The organism is Actinoplanes sp. NPDC051513 (assembly GCF_044454685.1).
Taxonomy (GTDB): Bacteria; Actinomycetota; Actinomycetes; order Mycobacteriales; family Micromonosporaceae; genus Actinoplanes.
Window position 1 is genome coordinate 309,419 of sequence record NZ_JBITDW010000004.1, and the last position, 19,010, is coordinate 328,428.

At 70.3% G+C, this 19,010-nt stretch carries 20 protein-coding genes; 13 read left to right on the forward strand and 7 right to left on the reverse strand.

Translation table 11 applies throughout. The features are described from left to right. Positions 1 to 6: 6 nt before the first annotated feature. From ACIA5D_RS15895 to ACIA5D_RS15905, 3 genes are all read right to left on the reverse strand, one after another. Positions 7 to 612 carry a copper resistance CopC family protein gene (locus ACIA5D_RS15895; protein ID WP_396030641.1) on the reverse strand — a complete coding sequence of 202 codons (606 nt, stop codon included), beginning with the start codon at positions 610 to 612 and terminating at the stop codon, positions 7 to 9. Beyond that, entirely contained in the window at positions 573 to 1,145 is a 573-nt protein-coding gene (locus ACIA5D_RS15900) for a hypothetical protein (protein WP_396030642.1), read from the reverse strand. The genes ACIA5D_RS15895 and ACIA5D_RS15900 overlap by 40 nt, the downstream gene beginning before the upstream one ends. A 112-nt stretch (positions 1,146 to 1,257) precedes the next feature. Next, positions 1,258 to 1,641 (reverse strand): hypothetical protein, encoded by a 384-nt coding sequence (locus tag ACIA5D_RS15905; RefSeq protein WP_396030643.1) that lies wholly within the window; start codon positions 1,639 to 1,641, stop codon positions 1,258 to 1,260. A gap of 260 nt (positions 1,642 to 1,901) precedes the next feature. Here ACIA5D_RS15905 and ACIA5D_RS15910 point away from each other — a divergent pair, with 260 nt between their 5' ends. From ACIA5D_RS15910 to ACIA5D_RS15935, 6 genes are all read left to right on the forward strand, one after another. Further along, positions 1,902 to 2,789 carry a nucleoside hydrolase gene (locus ACIA5D_RS15910; protein ID WP_396030644.1) on the forward strand — a complete coding sequence of 296 codons (888 nt, stop codon included), beginning with the start codon at positions 1,902 to 1,904 and terminating at the stop codon, positions 2,787 to 2,789. Beyond that, the gene (locus ACIA5D_RS15915; protein ID WP_396030645.1) at positions 2,790 to 4,070 is read left to right on the forward strand and encodes an ABC transporter substrate-binding protein; all 1,281 of its coding nucleotides are present in this window, start codon (positions 2,790 to 2,792) and stop codon (positions 4,068 to 4,070) included. Further along, positions 4,067 to 4,939 (forward strand): carbohydrate ABC transporter permease, encoded by an 873-nt coding sequence (locus tag ACIA5D_RS15920; RefSeq protein WP_396030646.1) that lies wholly within the window; start codon positions 4,067 to 4,069, stop codon positions 4,937 to 4,939. Before ACIA5D_RS15915 ends, ACIA5D_RS15920 begins: the two co-directional genes overlap by 4 nt. Continuing rightward, positions 4,936 to 5,823: a carbohydrate ABC transporter permease gene (locus ACIA5D_RS15925; protein WP_396030647.1), complete on the forward strand. Its 888-nt coding sequence runs from the start codon at positions 4,936 to 4,938 to the stop codon at positions 5,821 to 5,823. The genes ACIA5D_RS15920 and ACIA5D_RS15925 overlap by 4 nt, the downstream gene beginning before the upstream one ends. Then, positions 5,820 to 7,388: a DUF4038 domain-containing protein gene (locus tag ACIA5D_RS15930; RefSeq protein WP_396030648.1), complete on the forward strand. Its 1,569-nt coding sequence runs from the start codon at positions 5,820 to 5,822 to the stop codon at positions 7,386 to 7,388. The genes ACIA5D_RS15925 and ACIA5D_RS15930 overlap by 4 nt, the downstream gene beginning before the upstream one ends. Before the next feature lie 211 nt (positions 7,389 to 7,599). Next, positions 7,600 to 8,550 (forward strand): nucleoside hydrolase, encoded by a 951-nt coding sequence (locus ACIA5D_RS15935; protein ID WP_396030649.1) that lies wholly within the window; start codon positions 7,600 to 7,602, stop codon positions 8,548 to 8,550. On the opposite strand, the gene ACIA5D_RS15940 is transcribed toward ACIA5D_RS15935, so the two are convergent. The 3 genes from ACIA5D_RS15940 to ACIA5D_RS15950 all read right to left on the reverse strand — a co-directional run bounded on the left by ACIA5D_RS15940 (position 8,525) and on the right by ACIA5D_RS15950 (position 11,615). Next, on the reverse strand, positions 8,525 to 9,439 hold the full coding sequence (locus ACIA5D_RS15940) for a serine hydrolase (RefSeq protein WP_396030650.1): 915 nt from the start codon (positions 9,437 to 9,439) through the stop codon (positions 8,525 to 8,527). The genes ACIA5D_RS15935 and ACIA5D_RS15940 overlap by 26 nt on opposite strands. Positions 9,440 to 9,841: 402 nt before the next feature. After that, positions 9,842 to 10,408, reverse strand: a complete 567-nt coding sequence (locus ACIA5D_RS15945; RefSeq protein WP_396030651.1) for a hypothetical protein — start codon at positions 10,406 to 10,408, stop codon at positions 9,842 to 9,844. Between the two features lie 10 nt (positions 10,409 to 10,418). Further along, positions 10,419 to 11,615 carry a Clp protease N-terminal domain-containing protein gene (locus ACIA5D_RS15950; protein WP_396030652.1) on the reverse strand — a complete coding sequence of 399 codons (1,197 nt, stop codon included), beginning with the start codon at positions 11,613 to 11,615 and terminating at the stop codon, positions 10,419 to 10,421. A 90-nt stretch (positions 11,616 to 11,705) separates the two neighbouring features. Between ACIA5D_RS15950 and ACIA5D_RS15955 the strand changes: the two genes are divergently transcribed. Genes ACIA5D_RS15955 through ACIA5D_RS15985 form a run of 7 tightly spaced genes read left to right on the forward strand, consistent with a single transcriptional unit; the run spans position 11,706 to position 18,278 of the window. Further along, positions 11,706 to 12,716, forward strand: a complete 1,011-nt coding sequence (locus ACIA5D_RS15955; protein ID WP_396030653.1) for a phosphatidylinositol-specific phospholipase C — start codon at positions 11,706 to 11,708, stop codon at positions 12,714 to 12,716. 52 nt (positions 12,717 to 12,768) lie between these two features. After that, entirely contained in the window at positions 12,769 to 14,331 is a 1,563-nt protein-coding gene (locus ACIA5D_RS15960; protein ID WP_396030654.1) for a diguanylate cyclase, read from the forward strand. A gap of 54 nt (positions 14,332 to 14,385) precedes the next feature. Beyond that, a complete protein-coding gene (locus ACIA5D_RS15965) occupies positions 14,386 to 15,492 on the forward strand; it encodes an NAD(P)/FAD-dependent oxidoreductase (protein WP_396030655.1) in 1,107 nt (368 codons plus the stop codon). After that, the gene (locus ACIA5D_RS15970; protein ID WP_396030656.1) at positions 15,489 to 16,397 is read left to right on the forward strand and encodes an RNA polymerase sigma-70 factor; all 909 of its coding nucleotides are present in this window, start codon (positions 15,489 to 15,491) and stop codon (positions 16,395 to 16,397) included. The genes ACIA5D_RS15965 and ACIA5D_RS15970 overlap by 4 nt, the downstream gene beginning before the upstream one ends. 9 nt (positions 16,398 to 16,406) lie before the next feature. Beyond that, positions 16,407 to 17,081 carry a phosphatase PAP2 family protein gene (locus ACIA5D_RS15975; protein WP_396030657.1) on the forward strand — a complete coding sequence of 225 codons (675 nt, stop codon included), beginning with the start codon at positions 16,407 to 16,409 and terminating at the stop codon, positions 17,079 to 17,081. 10 nt (positions 17,082 to 17,091) lie between these two features. Further along, a complete protein-coding gene (locus ACIA5D_RS15980; RefSeq protein ID WP_396030658.1) occupies positions 17,092 to 17,805 on the forward strand; it encodes a phosphatase PAP2 family protein in 714 nt (237 codons plus the stop codon). Further along, entirely contained in the window at positions 17,802 to 18,278 is a 477-nt protein-coding gene (locus tag ACIA5D_RS15985) for a nucleoside deaminase (RefSeq protein WP_396030659.1), read from the forward strand. The genes ACIA5D_RS15980 and ACIA5D_RS15985 overlap by 4 nt, the downstream gene beginning before the upstream one ends. A gap of 21 nt (positions 18,279 to 18,299) precedes the next feature. On the opposite strand, the gene ACIA5D_RS15990 is transcribed toward ACIA5D_RS15985, so the two are convergent. Next, positions 18,300 to 18,899, reverse strand: a complete 600-nt coding sequence (locus ACIA5D_RS15990) for a TetR/AcrR family transcriptional regulator (protein WP_396030660.1) — start codon at positions 18,897 to 18,899, stop codon at positions 18,300 to 18,302. Between the last annotated feature and the right edge of the window lie 111 nt (positions 18,900 to 19,010).

The following is a 19,010-nucleotide window of genomic DNA, read 5'->3' on the forward strand; positions in this document are numbered from 1 at the left end:
CCACGGTCACCGCCCGCCGGGTGCGCGTGGCCGGCGCAGCAGAAGAGCGCCGACGACCAGAACCGCGATCCCGTCGGCTACCAGCAGCCCGGCGCTGACCGGATCGATGCCGTGCGCGTGCACGTCCGCGGGCGCCGGCGCGTCACCGGCCGTGCCCGCCGACCCGATGGCTCCGGACCCGATGGCTTCGGCCGTGCCGGCGGACCGGACGGTGAAGCGCAAGGAGCCGGCCAGCTCCGCGCCGTCGGCGAGGATCACGTGATAGGCGACCGTCACCTCACCGGCGGCCGGCACGACGATCGGCTGGCTGAGCCGCTCCGGCGTGGTGCTGCGCAGGCCCCCGGCGTTACGAGCCGGCCCGAGCGCGGACACGTGCGAACCCGCCGGGTCGACCGGTCCGGTGAAGGACAGCTCGACCTCGGCCGGTGCCCGGGCGAGGGTCGCCCCGTCGGCCGGGCTGGTCGACGTGACGGCGGCCCGGCTCGGGTCTGTCGACCGTCCCACCTGCGCCAGGACCAGGCCGGCCGCGAGCGCCACCGCGCCGGCGGCGATGAGCCGCGCCGGCCGGGACATCAGCGGGCCGGCGCCCGAGCCGGGCGGGCGCAGCTGCACGACATGGCCCGCCTTTCCCGGTCGTTGGGCCGCAGGTGCAGGTAGACCGCGATCACCATCGGGATGAAGACGACCGAGTTGTAGAACAGATGCAGCTCCACGCGCGGGAAGAAGACCTGGGCCACGCTCGTCGGCGCCGCGCCGCCGAAGAAGAAGGTGTGCGTCTGCGCCTGGACGAGCAGCAGCAGGTGCTCGATGTGGTGCCAGAACTGGATGACCAGCGCGATGGTCCACCAGGTCCGTGCGCGGCCCGCGAAGCCCGGCCGCAGCAGGAACAACCCGGCCAGCATCACGACGGCGTACCCGTAATGCAGCCACTCCGACGTGACCAGCCACGGAAAGAACTGGCCGAGCACGCCCCGCGCGGCGGGGCGTGGGCGGCCAAGCACCCAGATCTGGTACGCCTGCACCAGATGCTCGGCCCAGTGGGCCACCACGATCGCCATGAAAACGTTGAGCGCGACCCGGTGATATCGCTGATTGATCGCCGCGACGGAGAACCCCCGTGGCGACGCCATGCTCACTGTCGACATGCCTCGCTACCTCCCCTTCCTGATCGGCGGTGCGGCCACCGGTAGTACCCCCGGCTCCGCCGACAGGGATTCACGCCTGCGCGATCGGGCCTCCAATCAGGACGAACCTGCGTCACCGGTGTCGGTTCGTCAGCTGGAAGATCTCGGCAAGGCGCTCCCCGGCGGCGCGCGGGAACGTGGTGAATCGGGCCGGGGTCAGCTCCGTCGCCAGCTCGGCCAGACCGGGTGTGACCAGCGACTCGCCGGGATCGTCGTCGAGGAACGCCCATCCCTGGCGCAGCACCGGCCAGAAGCCGCCGACGATACCCAGGGCCTTCGGGGTTGCCGTGTGGGTCCAGGAGAATCTGCTCTCCCGTTCCGTGCGGGGCTGCCGGGCCGGTACCTCGGGGACTGTCGCGCGCAGGAGACCGCGGTGGCCGCGGACCGTTTCCAGGTCGGCGAGCAAGGCGATGTCGTACGGGATCGGCTGCATACAGGCGACGTAGGCCCACGCCATCCGACGGATGCTCTCCACGTCCCCGATCGCGTCTCGCCCAACTCGTGGCGAACCTCGATCAACCGGGGCGCGCTCGACGACCTCGGGCCCGAAATCCGCAAGAAGGTCCGGGTCTACATGACCGACTACGTGAGCAGCATCCAGGACATCTGACCCGCACCGCCGAGATCAGCCGTTGACAGGTTGGACATGGACCGTTCACAGTATTCGCATGGCAAGTCGGTCCTGAATAGATATTCATGCCGTGCGGAGGAACGCCCATGTCGCCCGCAACCCGTCGCCGCGTCATTGTCGACACCGATGCCAAGAACGAGGCCGACGACCAGTTCGCGATCGTGCACGCCCTGCTCTCGCCCACCCTCGACGTTCGCGGGCTGATCCCGGCCCACTTCGGATGGCGCCGCAGCGACCGCAGCATGGAGGAGTCCCGCGAGGAGATCGACCTGCTGCTGCGCCTCATGGACCTCGACGGCAAGGTCGTGGTGGCGAACGGGGCGGCCACCGCGATAGCCGACGAGTCGTCGCCGCGGGAAAGCCCGGGCGCGCGGCTGATCATCGAGGAGAGCCGGCAGGACGGCACGCTCTACGTCGCGTTCCTCGGGCCGCTGACCGACATGGCCTCGGCGATCCTGCTCGACCCGGCGATCGTCGACCGGGACGTCGTGGTGATCTGGATCGGCGGGGTCGCCTACGGCGGCATCGACGCGGCGTATCCCGGCCTGGAGTTCAACCTCGGCAACGACATCGCCGCCGCCAACGTGGTCTTCGGCTCCGGGATCACGGTCTGGCAGGTGCCGTCCAACGTCTACTCCCAGGTCTCGGTCGGCTACGCCGAGCTGGAGGAGAGGATCGGCGGCACCTCCGGGCTCGCCGACTACCTGATCAGGCAGCTGGTCGAGTGGAACGCGGCCCACCACCCGGAGCCGATCGAATCCCGGTCGCTGGGCGACTCCCCGGCGATCTCCCTGATGCTCTACCCGCGCGGCGGCCAGTTCCGCACCGTGCCCGCGCCGCGCTTCGGCCGGGAGGGCCACTACCTGCCCGGTACCGGAAACCCGATCCGGGCCGTCGAGACCGTCGACGTCCGGTTCCTGCTGGAGGACATGTTTGCCAAGATCCGCCGCTTCGGGCGGCAGAAGGAGCTTTAGGTGATCACCAGACGGAAATTCCTCGGCATCGGCGGCGGCACCGCGCTCGCCGCCGGCCTTGCCGCCTGCACCGGCACGAGCAGCGACAACACCGGCGCGACGAACACTGGCTCCAAGGAGCTGCGCCTGTTCACCTACGAGGACAACTCGACGATCGACCTGCTCAAGGCGCAGATCAAGAAGTTCGACGAGCAGAACGGCACCACCACGACGGTCGACTCGCTGCCGGGCTCCGGCGCCGCCGTCTACCCCGACAAGCTGCGTACCGAGCTGCTCGGCGGCAAGGGCCCCGACGTCTGGCGGATCTGGGGTGGCCAGATCGGCGCGCCCTTCGTCAACGCGAAGCAGGCCATGGACCTCAGCAAGTACTACCAGAAGTACGGCTGGGACTCGAAGCTGAACCCGGCCGCGATCGAGGGCATGACCTTCGACGGCGTGAAGGGCGGCATGCCGTTCATCGCCCTCGGGATCGGCGGCTGGTACAGCAAGGCCGCGTTCGCCAAGGCCGGCGTCACCGCGCCGCCCCAGTCCTACGCCGAGCTCGAGGAGGCCAACGCCAAGCTGCTGAAGTCCGGCATCACCCCGCTCGCCACCGCCGGCAAGTACGGCTGGCACGTCATGCGCCTTTTCGAGTACCTGCTGGAGACGAGCGCCGGCGCCGACCTGCACGACAAGCTGCTCACCGGCGACGAGAGTTGGGACCGGCCCGAGGTGGTCACGGCCTTCACGAACTTCAAGAAGTGGCAGGACCAGAAGTGGATCCCCGAGGGCGCGGTCGGCCTCGACCCGGCCGAGGTCGAGCTCTGGTACGTGCAGGGCAAGGCCGCCTACACGATCACCGGACCGTGGACGGAAGCGCAGGGCATCCAGGCCGGCGGCAAGAAGTCCGAGGACTTCGGCGTCTTCGAGTTCCCGACCGGCCACGACCCGGTGCGGCACTCCGGCTTCGTCGAGGGCTACATGATCAACGCGAAGGCCGGAAACCCGGACATGGCGGCCGCCCTGCTCGACTTCCTCAACCAGCCCGCGACCCACCAGGCCCTCAAGATCACCGCCTCGGTGGTGGCCGGCGCCGAGCCCGACAAGGCGGCGCTGCCACTTTCGTACGAGTGGTCGCAAGGCCCCGCCAAGAAGCCCTTCTACACCATCCAGGACCAGGCCTTCCCCAAGAAGGAGGCCGATCAGTACTTCGCGATCCAGAGCGACGTGCTCCAGGGCAAGACCAGCCCCGCCGACGCCGCCAAGAAGATGCAGGACGTCATCAAGGCCTGGAAGAAATGAGGCGCGGAGGGCTGGTCGCCTGGGGGTTCGCCGCGCCGGCCCTCCTGGTCTACTTCGCGTTCCTGGTGTATCCGGCGCTGTCGTCGCTCTGGTTCAGCTTCACCGACTGGGACGGCCTCAGCGCCACGTACAACGTCGTCGGGCTGGACAACTACAAGGCGATGCCGAGCGACCCGGTGGTCGTCCAGGCCGCGATCAACAACCTGATCTGGGCGGTCGTCACGGTAGCCGTACCCGTGGTGCTGGGTCTTGCCCTTGCGGTTGTCCTCAACGGAAAGGTTCGCGGCAAGCCTTTCCTGCGCCTCATCTTCTACACGCCGGCGGTGCTGCCGCTGGTGTCGGTGGCGTCGATCTGGGGCTGGCTCTACAACCCGCAGTACGGCGCGATCAACGCGTTCCTGCGTGCGATCGGCCTGGAAAGTTTCGCCCAGCCGTGGCTGGGGCAGGACTCGACGGCGCTCGGCGCGACCATGGTGGCGGCGATCTGGCTGCGCGTCGGCTTTCCCATGCTTCTCTATCTGGCCGCCCTGCAAGGCATCAATCCCGACCTGTACGAGGCGGCGACCGTCGACGGCGCCGGAAAGTGGCAGCAGTTCTGGCACATCACGATGCCCGGCCTGCGTCCCGCGCACTACGTCGTCATCGCCCTGTCGGTGATCGACTCGTTCAAGGTGTTCGACCTGATCTACGCGATGACGTACGGCGGTCCCGGCACCGCCACCCAGGTCATGGGCACGTGGATGTACTTCAACGTCTTCCAGTACAACCAGGCCGGCTACGGCACGGCGATCGCGGTCGTGATCACGGTGGTGGCGGTGCTGGTCAGCATCCCGTACGTGCGCTCCCAGACGAAGGAGCACCCAGCGTGACTTTCGCACCCGCCGTGCCCGCCACGACGCTTCCCGAGACGGCGGCGCCGGCCGCGAACCGCCAGCGGAAGGGCGGCCTCGGCACGACCGTCGTCATGACCCTCGCCGCCCTGGTGTGGATCTCCCCGCTGGTGCTGCTGGTGATCACCGCGCTGCGCCCGCTCGCCGATTTCGTCTCGCACGGCCCGCTGTCGTGGCCGGGCGAGCTCACGTTTCGCAACTTCACCCAGGCGTGGGACATCGGAAATTTCGCGACCACCTATCGCAACAGCGCCATCGTGCTGATCCTGAAGGTTCCGCTCGGCGTCTTCGTTTCGGCCATGCTGGCGTACGCGTTGGCGAAACTTCGCATCCGGTTCGGCGCGGCCATCATGTACGCGGTTTTCCTGGGCCTGACCATCCCGATCTACATCACCATCGTGCCGGTGTTCGTGATGGCCCGCAGCGCCGGCGTCACCGACAGCCTGATCGGCCTCATCGGCCCCTACCTGGCGTTCGGCATCCCGTTCGAGGTCCTGGTCCTGCAGTCGTTCATCCGCCAGATCCCCGACGAGATCATCGAGGCCGCCCGCATCGACGGCGCCGGCGCCTGGCGGATCTTCCTGACCATCGTCCTGCCGCTTTCCGCCCCCGCCCTGGTCACGGTCCTTATCCTGGACGCCGTGGCGACCTGGAACGAGTTCCTCTTCGCGCTGATCCTGCTCAACTCGGACGCGCACAAGACGATCCCGGTCGGCCTGCTCAACTTTCAGGGCCAGTTCTCCAACAACAGCACCGGCCTGGCCGCCGGGATTCTCATCGCCGTGGTGCCGATCCTCATCGCGTACACGTTCCTGCAGCGCTGGATCGTCGGCGGCCTCACCACCGGAGCGTCGAAAGGATGAGAGCGTGGGAGGAAATTTCGCTCACGCTTTCGGCCACCGCCGACCACCCTTCTCCCTACGCCGCGATCGACGTCTGGGCCACCTTCTCACACGACGACGGCACCGTTCTGCGTCGCCCTGCCTTCCACGACGGCGGCCGGACGTGGCGGGTCCGGTTCGCCTCGCCGGTCGCTCACGGCACCTGGCACTGGCAGACCAGCGCGAACGTGCCCGACCCCGGCCTGCATTCCGGCGGCGCTTTCGAGGGCGGGGCTTTCGAGGGCGGGGCTTTCGAGGGCGGGGCCGGTGAGAGCGCCAACCCGTTCCGCCGGCACGGTTTCTGGCGCATGTCGCCGGGCGGCCGCAGCCTCGTCCACGCCGACGGCACGCCCGCCCTGCTGGTGGCCGACACGGCGTGGGCCCTGCCGTGGCGCGCCACCGAGGACGAGGTCCTCGAATACGCCCGCGACCGCGCCGCAAAGGGCTTCAACGCCGTGCTGCTCATGTCGATGCAGCCCGACATGCGCGCCACCGGCCCGCGCGACCGGAGTGCCGACGAAGGCTTCGACGTGGCTTTCGAGGACCTCCCGTCGGGCCGTCTGACCCAGCCGAACTACGCCTACTTCCAGTACCTCGACCGCCTCCTGGCCATCCTGGTCGACCACCGCATCGTTCCCGTTCTGCAGCCCGTCTTCCAAGGGTTCGGCTGGAAGGGCCTGGACGTCGCCGGCACCGTCGCGCCCCCGGCCGAATACGCGCGCTATTGCCGCTACCTCGTGGCCCGCTACGGCGCCCGCCCGCTGGTGTATCTGGTGGGCGCCGACGGCGCCGGCACCGAACCCCAGATCGAGGCCGGCGGCCGGGAGATCCACGAGGCCGACTGCTACGGCCAGCCCACCGGCATCCACTACCGCCCGCACGCCCGCGCCACCGCCCACCAATCCGCGCCGTGGCTCGATTTCCAGTGGTGCCAAACCGGCCACGGCGGCGAGCACGTTCCCGAGCGGGTCGCTGACATGGCGCGTGATACCCCGGTCAAAGCGGTGGCCAACGGCGAGCCTACCTACGAGCGCACCGGCGGACCCGACGTGGCGACCGGCTGGTGGCAGGGTCACGAGGCCTGGAGCAACCTGTGCGCGGGCGGCGCCATGGGCGTCGTGTACGGCGCCGCCAACATCTGGCAGTGGGTCCACCGCGACGGCGAGCCCGGCCACGCGCCGTATTTCCTGGTCCCCGGCGGCGGCTGGCGCGAAGCCCTGCACGCTGAGGGCTCGACCTACGTGGGGCTGGTCGGCCGCATCCTCGCCGGTCTGCCCACCACCGACATGCAGCCCGACTGGGAGACGTTCATCGCGCCGCGGGCGTTGAGCGTCCCCGGCAAGCTGCACATCATCTACCAGGAGAGCGGCGGCTGGCTCCCGATGATGCAGGAGCGGGGGACACCGTCCGCGTACCGGATCGTCGACCCCCGCACCGGCGACGTGCTCGCCACCGGCCGCCTTCGTCCCGGCGAGACCCTCGAAGCCGATCCCGCCCGGCGGCCCCGCGTGATCATCTTTCAGGACGGAGAGCCTCCGCGATCGTGACGGTCCGGTGCTCGGCCGCGGAGCGGACCGCGGCCTCGACCATGGCCAGGCTGACGATGTTGCGGGCCGCCGCGGAGTCCGGCCGACTGGTGATCGGAGCCTCGGCCGGCCCGGCGCCGGCGCCCCGGCCAGGACCCCGCCTGAGGCTGAGCGGTCGTTGCGACGGCGGCTCACCCACAGCGGTCGAGTGCGCACGTATACGGTCGGACGCATGACGACATCGGTGATCATCGACTGCGACCCCGGGCACGACGACGCGCTGGCCCTGTTGCTCGCCGTGGGCGATCCCCGCGTCGACCTGCTGGGCGTCACCACCGTCGCCGGGAACCAGACTCTCGACAAGACCACGCGGAACGCGCAGAGAATCCTCGCCCTCGCCGGGGCCGAGAAGATCCCCGTCGCGGCCGGCGCCGACCGCCCGCTGGTCGGCGACCTCACCGTGGCCGAGGACATCCACGGCGCGTCGGGGCTCGACGGACCGGAGCTCGACCTGCCCGTGGCCGACGTCGCCGGCGTGCATGCGATCGAGCTGATGCGGCGGTTGATCACCGATGCGGCCGAGCCGGTCACGTTGATCGCCACCGGCCCGCTGACCAACGTCGCGCTGCTGCTGCGCACTCATCCGCGGCTCACCCGGCAGATACGCCACATCGTCTTCATGGGCGGCTCGACCGAGCGCGGCAACACCACGCCCTACGGCGAGTTCAACATCGTCACCGACCCCGAGGCCGCCGACATCGTGCTGCGGTCGGGACTGCCGCTGACGATGATCGGGCTGAACGTCACGCACCAGGCCCTGGCCACCACCGAGATCATCGCCGAGTTCCAGGGCATGGGCACCCGGCTGGGCAGCGTCTGCGCGGAGCTGATGACGTTCTTCGCGGGCGCCTACCGCCGGAATTTCGGGTTCGGCCACCCGCCCGTTCACGACCCGGTGGCGGTCGCCGCCGTGATCGACCCGGAGATCGTGCGCAGGGAGACCGTCAACGTCACCGTCGAGCTCGCCGGGGCGTACACCCGCGGCGCGACCGTCGCCGACCTGCATCGCCGCACCAAGCGAGAGCCGAACGCGGACGTCGCGGTGAGTCTGGACGTGGACGCCTTCTGGCGGCTGCTGATGGCGGCGGTGCGGACGGTCAGTACTGCAAATACTGCCGGGTGAGTTTCGCGACCTTCTGCACCAGCGTGATGCCGCCCTCCATCGACGTGTTGTCGTGGGAGAGGACGGCCACCGAGACGTCGACGTCGTCGGCGGTCACCCGGCCGATCGTGTTCACCGCCCAGAGGCCGCCGTCGGCCGAGCGGGTGTCCCAGCCGTTCTTCACGATCGCGGTCTCGCCGGCCTTCGCGATCGACGGGATGCCCCAGTCCTGCGCCGAGCTCACCGTGCTCATCAGGGTGTAGGCGGTCTTGCGGGAGTCGGCGTCGAGCGGGCCCTTGGTGTCGACCAGCTCGGAGAGCAGCTTGATCTGGTCGTCGGCGGTGGTGCGGGTCAGGCCCCACGAGCCGTTGACGACCGTCTGGGTCAGGCCCAGGCGCTTGTTGCACTTGGTGACCCCGGTGCGGCCGCCCACCCGCTGGAACAGCGACGTCGCCGCGTTGTTGTCGCTCAGCCGGATCATCGGCTTGGCCAGGGCCATCTCGCTCGAGGTCGGCTGGCGTCCAGCGTCCTGGTCCTTCAGCAGCATGCAGGCGAGAATCTGCGCCTTCACGATGCTGGCGGTGTCGTATTTCTCGGTGCCACGGTAGGCGTACTCATCACCGGTTTTCTTGTCGAGAACCGCGACGGAGAACTCGGGCGAGGTGGTGTCGAGCTTCTTGAGCGCCGCGTCGAGGGCCTTGACCTGCTTGGCCCGTTTCGCCTTCGCCAGTTCCTCCGCGCTCGGGCCGGTGGGCGACGGGGATGAGCTGGGCGAGGGCTTGTCGCCGCGGATGACGGAGCTGGGCGAAAGGGCGGCATCTTCCCCGCCGAGGCCCAGGGCGATCAGGCCTCCGCCGCCGAGGATCACGGCCGCGGCCACGGCGAAGATCGCGATTCGGTTGCGACGCACCCGTGCATACTGCCGCAACGGCGCGCCGTCATCAAACCAGAGACCGTTCGGGGTCGAGGTCGCGGTCGTCAGACCGCCTCCTGTGGACAACGGCAAAATCTTGATGCCCACCCGCTCTACTTGACCCCACCCGCCACAACGGGCCGCACCCACAGTGACTCTGGGCCATGGCCGGGCTGCCGTGGCCATCCACGCCCCGGCCTGGCAGCCCCGGATCGCTCATGTCCCCGCCGCCGGCAACCCCCGACGCGCCCGGGCGGCCCGCTCCCGCATCACCAGCATCGGGTCTCAGCGGCTGGCCCAACCCTGCCCAACGGCTCAGTTCCAGAACCCATCAGCGGCCGTGAGCGGGTTAGGACCGGCGTCCCGACCGGAATCCCCCACCTTGACACCGAATGATCTCTAGAGCGGCCGCCGCATGACGACCCGGCGCGGTGACGGGCGGGCGATCGCGGTGAAGCCGCACGCCGCGAACAGGCCCTCGGTGCCCAGGTAACGGTCGTCCTTGTGGGGCCCCGGTCCGGCCAGCGGGAAACCCTCGACCGCGGTCGCGCCGTGGTCAGCGGCCGCCGAGACGGCTGCTTCCAGCAGGAGTTTCGTGGTGCCGGCGCGGCGTGCGCCGACGCGTACGAAAAAGCATGGCACCATCCAGACGTCGCCGTCCTCGGCGGGCTCCCGCGATTTCATCAACGGCGACCGCAGGATCCGCGCGTAGCGGGACCGGGGGCCGATCGCGCACCAGCCCAGCGGCCGGCCGTCGTCGTCGTCGGCGAGCACGCCGAACGGCTCACCGGACGAGGCGGACACCAGGTCCTCGAACCGTGTGCGGTTGAGACCGCCCCAGCCGGAGTCCATTTCCTTGGAGCTGAGCAGGAACCACATGCAGTAGCAGCCGCGCGTCGTCGAGTTGCTCTCGAAGAGCGTGCCGAGGTCGGGCAGCAGCGAGGCGCCCACTTGCCGGATCTCCACGAAAGCCAGCCTATTCCGCGCGCAGCCTCTTGAGCGCCGCCCGCACATCCGCCTCGGCGACCACCCGATCGGTGCCGGCCGCCCCCGCGCACGCCTCGTCGAGCAGGTGCGTCGCGGAGGCCGGCAGCGTCCCGAGGTGCTCCGACGCGAGCGTGGCGCAGAGCGAGAGCGCGGCGTCGTCGATGCGCACGTCGTGGTGCGCCTCGAAACGGGGGCGCGCCGCGGCGAGCATCTCGGTCGCGGCGGGCGCGCTGGGCGTGCTCACCTCGACTTTCTGAAGCAGATACGAAAGTCGTGGGTCCAGGTTTTCGTAGGCGGCCGGCGAGGCCGTCGTGATCAGCTGCAGCTCCTGCCGATCGAGCGCGGCCTGCACGAACGCGCCGAGCAGCGGGCCATGATCGCGTGGCATTCCTTCGAACGGCGCCAGCTCCTCGGTCAGCACCACGGCGTCGCGCAGGGCGGTGAGCAGCGCCGTGATCCGCCATTCCGCCTCGGCCCGCGAGTCGGCACCGACGGCGACCAGCGCGAAGTCGACGACACGCAGCTGACGACCGGACGCGGCAGCGAATCCTTCCGCCACCGCCCGCCGTCCCGCGCCCGGCGCCCCGACGAGGACCGCGCTGTTGCGGGTGCGCCGGCTGAGCACCTGAGCGAGCCGCGCGATCTCCGCCTCCCGGCCCGTGACCGGCTGCGGGTCGAGGGTGCGGGCGTACCTCTCCATCACGGGCACGGCGCGCGCGAAAGCATGCAGCGGTCCGGGCGACGGCATCGAGGTCGTCGCGGCCATGACGCGTACGGCGGGGGAAGCCGCCCGCCGCCGGATCTCCTCGAGGTCGCCGCCGAGCTCGGTGATCAGCCGGACGGCCACGCTGTCGGCCTGCCGCAGCACCCCGAGCAGCAGATGCTCGGCGCCGATGGTGCCGTCGCCGATCTGCATCGCCTCGCGCATCGCCTGCTCGAGGGCCTTCTTGACCAGGGGCGTGAACGGGACATGCCCGCTCGCCGGTTCCTGCCCGCGGCCCACGGTCTCCTCGATCTGCGCGCGGACCTGCTCGGCGGAGAATCCGACGGCGGCCTCGGCGTCGCCCTGGTCGAGCAGCCCGAGCAGCAGATGCTCGGTGCCGATGTAGTTGTGCTGAAGGAGGCGCGCCTCCTCTTGCGCCAGGACGACGGCCTGACGCGCCCGATCGGTGAACTTCTCGAACATATGGCGGCTCCCGAGCCGGTAGGGGCAGCATCGACGGTACGACAAGGCAGCGTGCTTCCGCCGTCCCGAATCGATCGATATCGTTCCGTCGTGATCGCAAAGCGGGCCATCGCCGTTGTCGCCGCCGCAGCCGTAGTCCTGTTTCTCGTTCCGGAAAGCGCGCGGGCGGCCGACTCCTCGTACCGAAGTCTCCGCAGCGCGTCCCACCCCGACTGGATGCGCGCGCTCCCGGACGGCACCAGCCTCGCGAAACTTTCCATCCCCGGCTCGCACGAGACCATGTCGATCCACGGCGGCGCGTGGACGCAGACCCAGGAGGACTTCGGCGACCGCGGCGCGACCCTTGCCGCGCAGCTCAACGCCGGTATTCGCATGATCGACGTCCGGGCCCGGGTGAACACCGGCAACACCTTCACGATCCACCACGGCGCCACCTACCAGAACGCGAACTTCGACGACGTCCTGAACCGGCTGGGCGACTTTCTCGGGGCCCATCCCGGCGAGACGGTCGTGCTCCGGCTCAAGCAGGAATGCACGGGCGAGCTCGGCTCCTGCACCGACGCGACGGGCCAGTCGTCGTTTCAAGACATCTTCGACGCGTACGGGTCGAAGCACCCGAATCTTTTCTGGAATCCCAGCGTGAGCCGTTCGGCCGCGGCGGCCATGCCGGCGCTCGGCGGCGTGCGGGGCAAGGTCGTGCTCGCCGTCATGAACGGCCCGCACGGCGGCCGGGTCGCGAGCTACGGGCTCGCCCAGTTCGACGGCTGGAACGACGGCAACTCCACGTATGTGCAGGACAACTACAACGTGCCCAACGTCGGGGCGATCGCCACGAAGCGCGACCAGGTGCGCCGCTTCCTCGACGCGACCAGCGCCGGCGACCCCGCGAAGATGTACATCAACTTCGCCAGCGGATCGAGCGTTTTCGCCCAGCCACAGTCGGTCGCCGGCGGCGCGCTGGGCGTGCCGGGCGTCAACCCGTTCCTGCTCGGCTACCTCAACGAGGGCCCCGAGGCGCACACGCCGGTCGTCCGCACCGGCGTGATCATGCTCGACTTCCCGGGCGGCGGGCTGATCGACAAGATTCTCTCGCTCAACTGACATTTGCCTCCCACCTCGCCGAACGCTGCCGATAGGGGCGTCGGGAGGGCCGATGACCGACATCACGCGGCGGGCGGCGAGGCTGCTCGAACGGGCGCAGAGCGGGCACGCCCGCGCTGTGCTGGCCGAGGCCGAGCGTGTCCTGGCGGCGTACCCGGGCGACATCGCCGACGGACCGGCCTGCATGCACTTCGTGCGGGCCATCGCCCTGGCCAACCTCGGCGACCCGCAGGCGCCGCTGCCCGCGCTCGAGCTCATGGCCCGCGCCGCCGAGCGGGAGGGCAGCCCGGGCTGGCTCGCCTGCGCGCTGGCCACCCGGGCCGCCCACCACCTGCGGCGCAACGACGCCTACGAGCTCGACGACGTGCTGCACGACCTGGTCACCGCCGAGATCGTCGCGGTCGGCGAGACCGAGCCGATCGCGGCGGTCAACGCCCGGGTCGCGGTCGCCATCGGCTACTTCGAGCTGCGCCTCTACGAGCGGGTCGGCCCGCAGTACGACGCCGCGTACGAGATGAGCCCGCCCGGCAGCGGGAACCGGGCGATGTGGCTGTTCAACCAGGCCGAGATGCACCTGTTCTGGGCGCTCGAGCTGTACCAGGTCGGGCAGGTCGCCGACGCCGAGTCGCACACCGCGCAGGCCGAGGAGTACGCGGTGCGGGCGGCGCAGGCGGCCGACGGGCCGGACGCCGCGGCCTGGCGGGACTACGCGATGCTCGCGGCGGCCTGCGCCAAGGCGGACCGGCACGATCCGGCCGGCGCGGCCGTCGCGATCGCGCAGGCGCTGGCCGCGCTGGAGGCCCGGGGGGTCAGCCCGACGGCATTGGCCTACTCGCGGCCGTTCCAGGCGGTGGCGCTCTGTCGATCCGGGCGAGAGGCGGAGGCGCTCGCGGTGATGGAGCGCGCGGTCACCGAGCTGCCGCCGGACGCCGGCTGGCTCATCGTTTCGGCCACCCACCGCACCCGGGCCGTGCTGCTCGCCGCGCGCGGATCGCAGGACGCGGCGGTCGGGCTCGCGTACGGGGACACCCTCGCCGCGGCGTTGTGGCGGCAACGTCTGCGCACGTTGCAGACGGTGGCGGCGATGAAGTCCCTCGAGCTGCTGCGGATGCAGCACGAGCAGGCGGCCCGGGCGGCGGCGCTGGACGCGCTGACCGGGGTCGCCAACCGCGGCGCCTTCGACCGGGCCGTCCGGCAGGCGCAGTCGCGGCCGTCCGACCTGGTCACGGTGCTGCTGGTGGACACCGACAAGTTCAAGCAGATCAACGATACGGCCGGTCACGCGGCCGGCGACGCGGCGCTGCGGGCGATCGCGGCGGCGCTCTCGGAGCAGCTGCGCCCGGAGGATCTGCTCGCCCGGTTCGGGGGCGACGAGTTCGCGGCGCTGCTGCCCGGCGCCGGGGTCGCGGCGGCTGTGGCGGTGGCCGAGCGCATGGTGGCCGCGGTCCGCGACATCCCGGGCTGTCCGGCGACGGTGAGCGTCGGGGTGGCGACCGGGCACGCCGCCGATCTGCCGGCGGCGCTGCGCCGCGCCGACGAGGCCATGTACCGGGTGAAGCGGCGCGGCGGCGACGGCGTGGAGTCGGTGGCGGGCCAGGCGATGCGCGCCGCCTGAGTGACGCCGGTCACGCCGGGTCACGTTCCAGCCGGCGATTCTCATCTCGCGGGCATGACGAAAATCGTGATTCTGGGCGCCGGTTATGCCGGCATGGCGGCGGCGATCCAACTGGCCGGGCGCAAGGTTCCGGTGACGCTGGTCAACGCGAGCGACCGGTTCGCCGAGCGGCTGCGGCTGCCGATGGCCGCGACCGGGCAGGAGGTCGCCGACCTGCGCATTCCTTCGCTGCTGGCCGGGACGGGCGCGCGCTTCGAGCAGGGCTGGGTCACGTCGGTCGATCTCGGCCGGCGCACCGTCTCGCTGGAGGACCGCGAGATCAATTTCGACATTCTCGTGTACGCCCTGGGCGCCGTTCCCGACACGTCGTCCGTCCCCGGGGCCGAGGAGCACGGCTACACGCTCGACGACCGGGACCTGTTGCCGTCGCGGCTGGCCGCGGCCGCGAACGTGGTGGTCGGGGGCGCCGGGCTGACCGGCATCGAATCGGCCGCCGAGATCGCTTCGCGGTATCCCTCGGCCACCGTCACGCTGGTGGGCCGGTCGGCGCCGGGCGCGACGATGAGCCCCGGGGCGAGGGACCATCTGCAACGTGCGCTGGCGAGCCTCGGGGTCCGCACGGTCGAGGGGACGATCGAGAAGGTGCTGCCCGCGGGCGTACGCGTGAACGGTGATTTTCTGCCCGCCGACGTCTTCCTCTGGGCGGGTGGCACGAAAGTTTCTCCGCTCGCCGCCGGCACGGAGACCGACGAGCGGGGGCGGATCGTCACCGACGCCGCGCTGAGGTCGGTCTCGCACCCCTTCGTGTGGGCGGTCGGGGACGCTGCGGCCATTCGCCAGCAGTACGGGATCATGCACGGCACCTGCCAGGGCGGCATGCCCACCGGCGTGCACGCGGCGCTTTCGATCGTTCGTACGCTGCGCGGAAAGCAGCCCAAGAAGTTTCGCTTCGGCTATTACCACACCCCGGTGAGCCTCGGCCGCGGCGACGGAGTCGTGCAGTTCACCCATGGTGACGACAGCCCTCGGCGGTTCTACCTGACCGGCCGGCTCGCCGCCCGCTACAAAGAGACGGTGACCGCGTCTCCCTGGCCCACCTACCGCCGCATGAAGCGGATCCCGGCGTCCGGCGTGTTCTGGCCGCACGGCAAGCGCTCATGACCGAGCCTTCGCCGGAGGCCGGTCGCGCCCGCACGGCCGAGATGTTCGAGCGGCACCGCAATCTGCTGTTCGCCGTCGCCTACCGCGTGCTCGGCTCGGCCGCCGACGCCGAGGACGCGGTGCAGGAGGCGTGGATCCGCTGGTCGGCGGCCGACCGGTCCGCGGTCGCCGACCCGAAGGCGTATCTCGCGCGCATCGTCACCAACGAGGCCCTCGCCCGGCTGCGGGAGGCCAAGCGGCGGCGGGAGGTCTACACCGGGCCGTGGCTGCCCGAGCCGATCCTCACCGCATCGCCGGCCGACCCCGAGTCCGTCTCGATGGCGATGCTCGTGGTCCTGGAGACGCTGAGCCCGCTCGAACGCGCCATTTTCGTGCTGCGGGAGGTCTTCGACTTCAGCCACGCCGAGATCGCCGACGCCGTGGGCCGGTCCGAGGAGTCGGTGCGGCAGGCGGCGCACCGGGCCCGGTCGCACGTGCGGGCGCGGCGGCCACGCTTCACGCCGACGCCCGCCCAGCAGCGCGAGGTGACGGACCGTTTCTTCGCCGCCGCCACGGGCGGTGACGTCAACGCCCTGATGGAGCTGATGTCACCTGACGTGACCCTCTGGACCGACGGCGGCGGCAAGGTCCGGCAGGCCCTGCGTCCCGTCGTCGGCGCTTCGGTGGTGGCAGCCTGGTTCGCCTCGCTGGGGAAGGTGGCCTATCAGGGCATCTCCCCGGACGACATGAGCGCCTCGCCGGCCGAGATCAACGGTGCGCCCGGCATGATCTTTCGCGCTCCCGACCGGGTGATCGCCACCATCACCCTCGAGATCAACGCGGACGGCCACGTGGTAGCCATCCACAACGTCGCCAACCCGGACAAACTGGGCGCGGTGGCAAGCGGCGGCCATTACCGGGTATAGCCGAGGGTCATGCGGCCAGTGCTACGCCAGACCTCGCCCGCCATCGGCGCGATCCTCCTGCTCGCGCCGTTCGTGCTGCTCGCGGTCATGGTCGTCGGCCGGGTCGGCTGGCTGCACCAGCTGGACCGGTCGGTCACCGACGCCCTGCATGACTTCGCGCTGAACCACCCCTGGTGGGTCGAGGCGATGACCTGGTGGAGCCTGGTCTTCCATCCGAATGCGTGGCGGCTGGCCGCCCTGGGCCTGGTGATCTGGCTGGCCCGCCGCGGCGCCCGGCCCCAGGCGTGGTGGGTCGCCGTGACGATGACCGCCGGCGGCATCCTCGGCGCCCTGCTCAAGCTGGCGTTCGGCCGCGACCGCCCCGACCTGCTCGATCCGGTGGCCCGGGCCGTCGGTTACTCGTTTCCGTCGGGCCACGCGCTGAACAACGCCCTCGGCGCCGCGGTCTTCCTGATCGTCCTGCTGCCGTTCACGGCGGATCGCCCGCGGGCCCGCTTCTGGCTGTGGGCGGGCGCCGTCGTGATCCCGCTGATCACGTGCCTCAGCCGGGTAGCGCTGGGCGTCCACTGGACAAGCGACGTCCTGGCCGGCTGGGCGCTGGGGGTCGCGATCGCTGTTCTGGCCTTTCGTTGGAAAGAGTTCCTTCGACAAAGCCGTGGCATGGATCACGCGAGAATCGGGTAGACCGCGATCCATGCCCGAGATTGCGACCGCCGCCCGGAACTATGTGGACGTCCCCCATGCCGCCGCCGTGGCCAGGCGAATCCTGCTGCCGGTCGCGGTGCTGCTGCTCGGCATGATCGGACTCGGCCTGCTGCTCACCAAGGTGCTCAACGACGTCTGGCCGTTCACCGTCGAGGACGGCATCAACCGGTCCTTCGCCGCCCACCGCACCGGCCCGCTCAACGTGCTCACCGAGATCTTCAGCCTGGTCGGCAGCACGCCGGTCATCATCGCGGTCACCGGCATCGTCGCCTTCGTCCTGCTGCGCAAGCTGCACAGCTGGCGCGAGCCGCTCTTCCTCTGCGCGGCCGTCAGCGCCCAGGCGATCGTCTTCTTCTTCGCCACCCTGGTGATCGACCGCGAGCGCCCCCACGTCGAGCACCTGGACGACTCCCCGCCCACCTCGAGCTTCCCATCGGGCCACACCTCGGCGGCGTTCGCGCTCTACGTCGGTCTGGCCCTCGTCCTCGCCCACCAGGTCAACCGCACCTGGGCCAAATGGCTGTGCTGGGCCCTGATCCTGGTGCCGGTCTGCGTGGCCGTCTCCCGCCTGTACCGCGGCATGCACCACCCGAGCGACGTGACCGCCTCGTTCGTGAACGGCGCCCTCTGCGTCACCATCATGGCCTTGGCGATCCTCGACCGGCGTGTGCCCTGGGCCCACCCGCATAAGATCGGTTCATGACCATCACCGAGACCGACCTGGCTTTCCTGCGGCGTTGTGTGGACCTGGCCCGGGAGGCCTTGGACGACGGCGACGAGCCGTTCGGCTCGGTCCTGGTGTCGGCGGACGGCAAGGTCCTCTTCGAGGACCGCAACCGCGTGAAGGACGGCGACGAGACCCGCCACCCGGAGTTCGAGATCTCCCGCTGGGCGGCCCGCAACATGACCCCGGCGGAGCGGGCGACCGCGACCGTCTACACGTCGGGAGAGCACTGTCCGATGTGCGCGGCGAGCCACGGCTGGGTGGGCCTCGGCCGCATCGTGTACGCCGTGTCGAGCGCCCAACTGGTCGAGTGGCGGACCGCCTGGGGCGCCCCGGCGTCGCCGGTCGCCGTGCTGCCCTTCACCACCATCGTCCCCGGCGCGGTCGTGGACGGGCCGGCGCCCGCCTTCGAGGAGGAGCTCCGCGCCCTGCACCGGCGCCGCATCGGGTAGCGCCGGTACGCGCCGTGACGATCAGCGCACCAGCAATGGCAGGACGGCGCGCACCTCGGTGGCCAGCCCGTCCAGGACCGGCTCGCCGCCGGCGGTGTAGGCGAGCAGCGCCTGCTGGAAGAGGCCGTCGAGCATGCCGTACGCGGCCGCCGGGGTCACCGACGGCGGGCGGCCCGACAAGGTGGCGTACCGGTCGATGACCCGCCAGATCATCGCCTCGAGGGCGGCGTCGATCTCGGTGATGGCGTTGCGCAGCGCGTCCTCGAACATGCTCTGCGTGCGCAGGTCGTACCAGAGGCGGTGCATGGGCGCCTCGTCGCGGATGGTCTGCGCCAGTTTCGCGCCGAACGCCTCGACCAGCTCGTCGGCCGAGGTCGAGTCGCGCACGACGGCGTCGTAGCGGGTGACGCAGCGTGCCTTGTAGTAGCGGACGCTGTAGATCACCAGTTCGAGCTTGTCCTGGAAGTAGTAGTGCACGACGCCGTGGCTGAACGGCGAGTTGCCGGCGATCTCGCGCAGGCTGGCCCGGGCATAGCCCATCTCACCGAGCGTGAGCAGCGCGGATTCCGCCAGCTCGTCGCGCCGGCGGTCGAACTTGTCAACCGGTCGGGTCGTGGTCACCACCTCATCGTACGGAGCTTGACAAGCGTCCAAACTTTTCTTGACAAGTGTCAAGTGTAGGCATGTGATGTAGGTCTCGTCCGAGTCCGCATGCATGTACCCCGGGAGCTT

Bases quoted from the DNA above. Each gene is read 5' to 3' on its own strand.
- ACIA5D_RS15900 (WP_396030642.1), bottom strand. From the start codon at position 1,145: ATGTCGACAGTGAGCATGGCGTCGCCACGGGGGTTCTCCGTCGCGGCG.
- ACIA5D_RS15905 (WP_396030643.1), bottom strand. From the start codon at position 1,641: ATGGCGTGGGCCTACGTCGCCTGTATGCAGCCGATCCCGTACGACATC.
- ACIA5D_RS15910 (WP_396030644.1), top strand. From the start codon at position 1,902: ATGTCGCCCGCAACCCGTCGCCGCGTCATTGTCGACACCGATGCCAAG.
- ACIA5D_RS15920 (WP_396030646.1), top strand. From the start codon at position 4,067: ATGAGGCGCGGAGGGCTGGTCGCCTGGGGGTTCGCCGCGCCGGCCCTC.
- ACIA5D_RS15930 (WP_396030648.1), top strand. From the start codon at position 5,820: ATGAGAGCGTGGGAGGAAATTTCGCTCACGCTTTCGGCCACCGCCGAC.
- ACIA5D_RS15935 (WP_396030649.1), top strand. From the start codon at position 7,600: ATGACGACATCGGTGATCATCGACTGCGACCCCGGGCACGACGACGCG.
- ACIA5D_RS15950 (WP_396030652.1), bottom strand. From the start codon at position 11,615: ATGTTCGAGAAGTTCACCGATCGGGCGCGTCAGGCCGTCGTCCTGGCG.
- ACIA5D_RS15960 (WP_396030654.1), top strand. From the start codon at position 12,769: ATGACCGACATCACGCGGCGGGCGGCGAGGCTGCTCGAACGGGCGCAG.
- ACIA5D_RS15965 (WP_396030655.1), top strand. From the start codon at position 14,386: ATGACGAAAATCGTGATTCTGGGCGCCGGTTATGCCGGCATGGCGGCG.
- ACIA5D_RS15970 (WP_396030656.1), top strand. From the start codon at position 15,489: ATGACCGAGCCTTCGCCGGAGGCCGGTCGCGCCCGCACGGCCGAGATG.
- ACIA5D_RS15975 (WP_396030657.1), top strand. From the start codon at position 16,407: ATGCGGCCAGTGCTACGCCAGACCTCGCCCGCCATCGGCGCGATCCTC.
- ACIA5D_RS15980 (WP_396030658.1), top strand. From the start codon at position 17,092: ATGCCCGAGATTGCGACCGCCGCCCGGAACTATGTGGACGTCCCCCAT.
- ACIA5D_RS15985 (WP_396030659.1), top strand. From the start codon at position 17,802: ATGACCATCACCGAGACCGACCTGGCTTTCCTGCGGCGTTGTGTGGAC.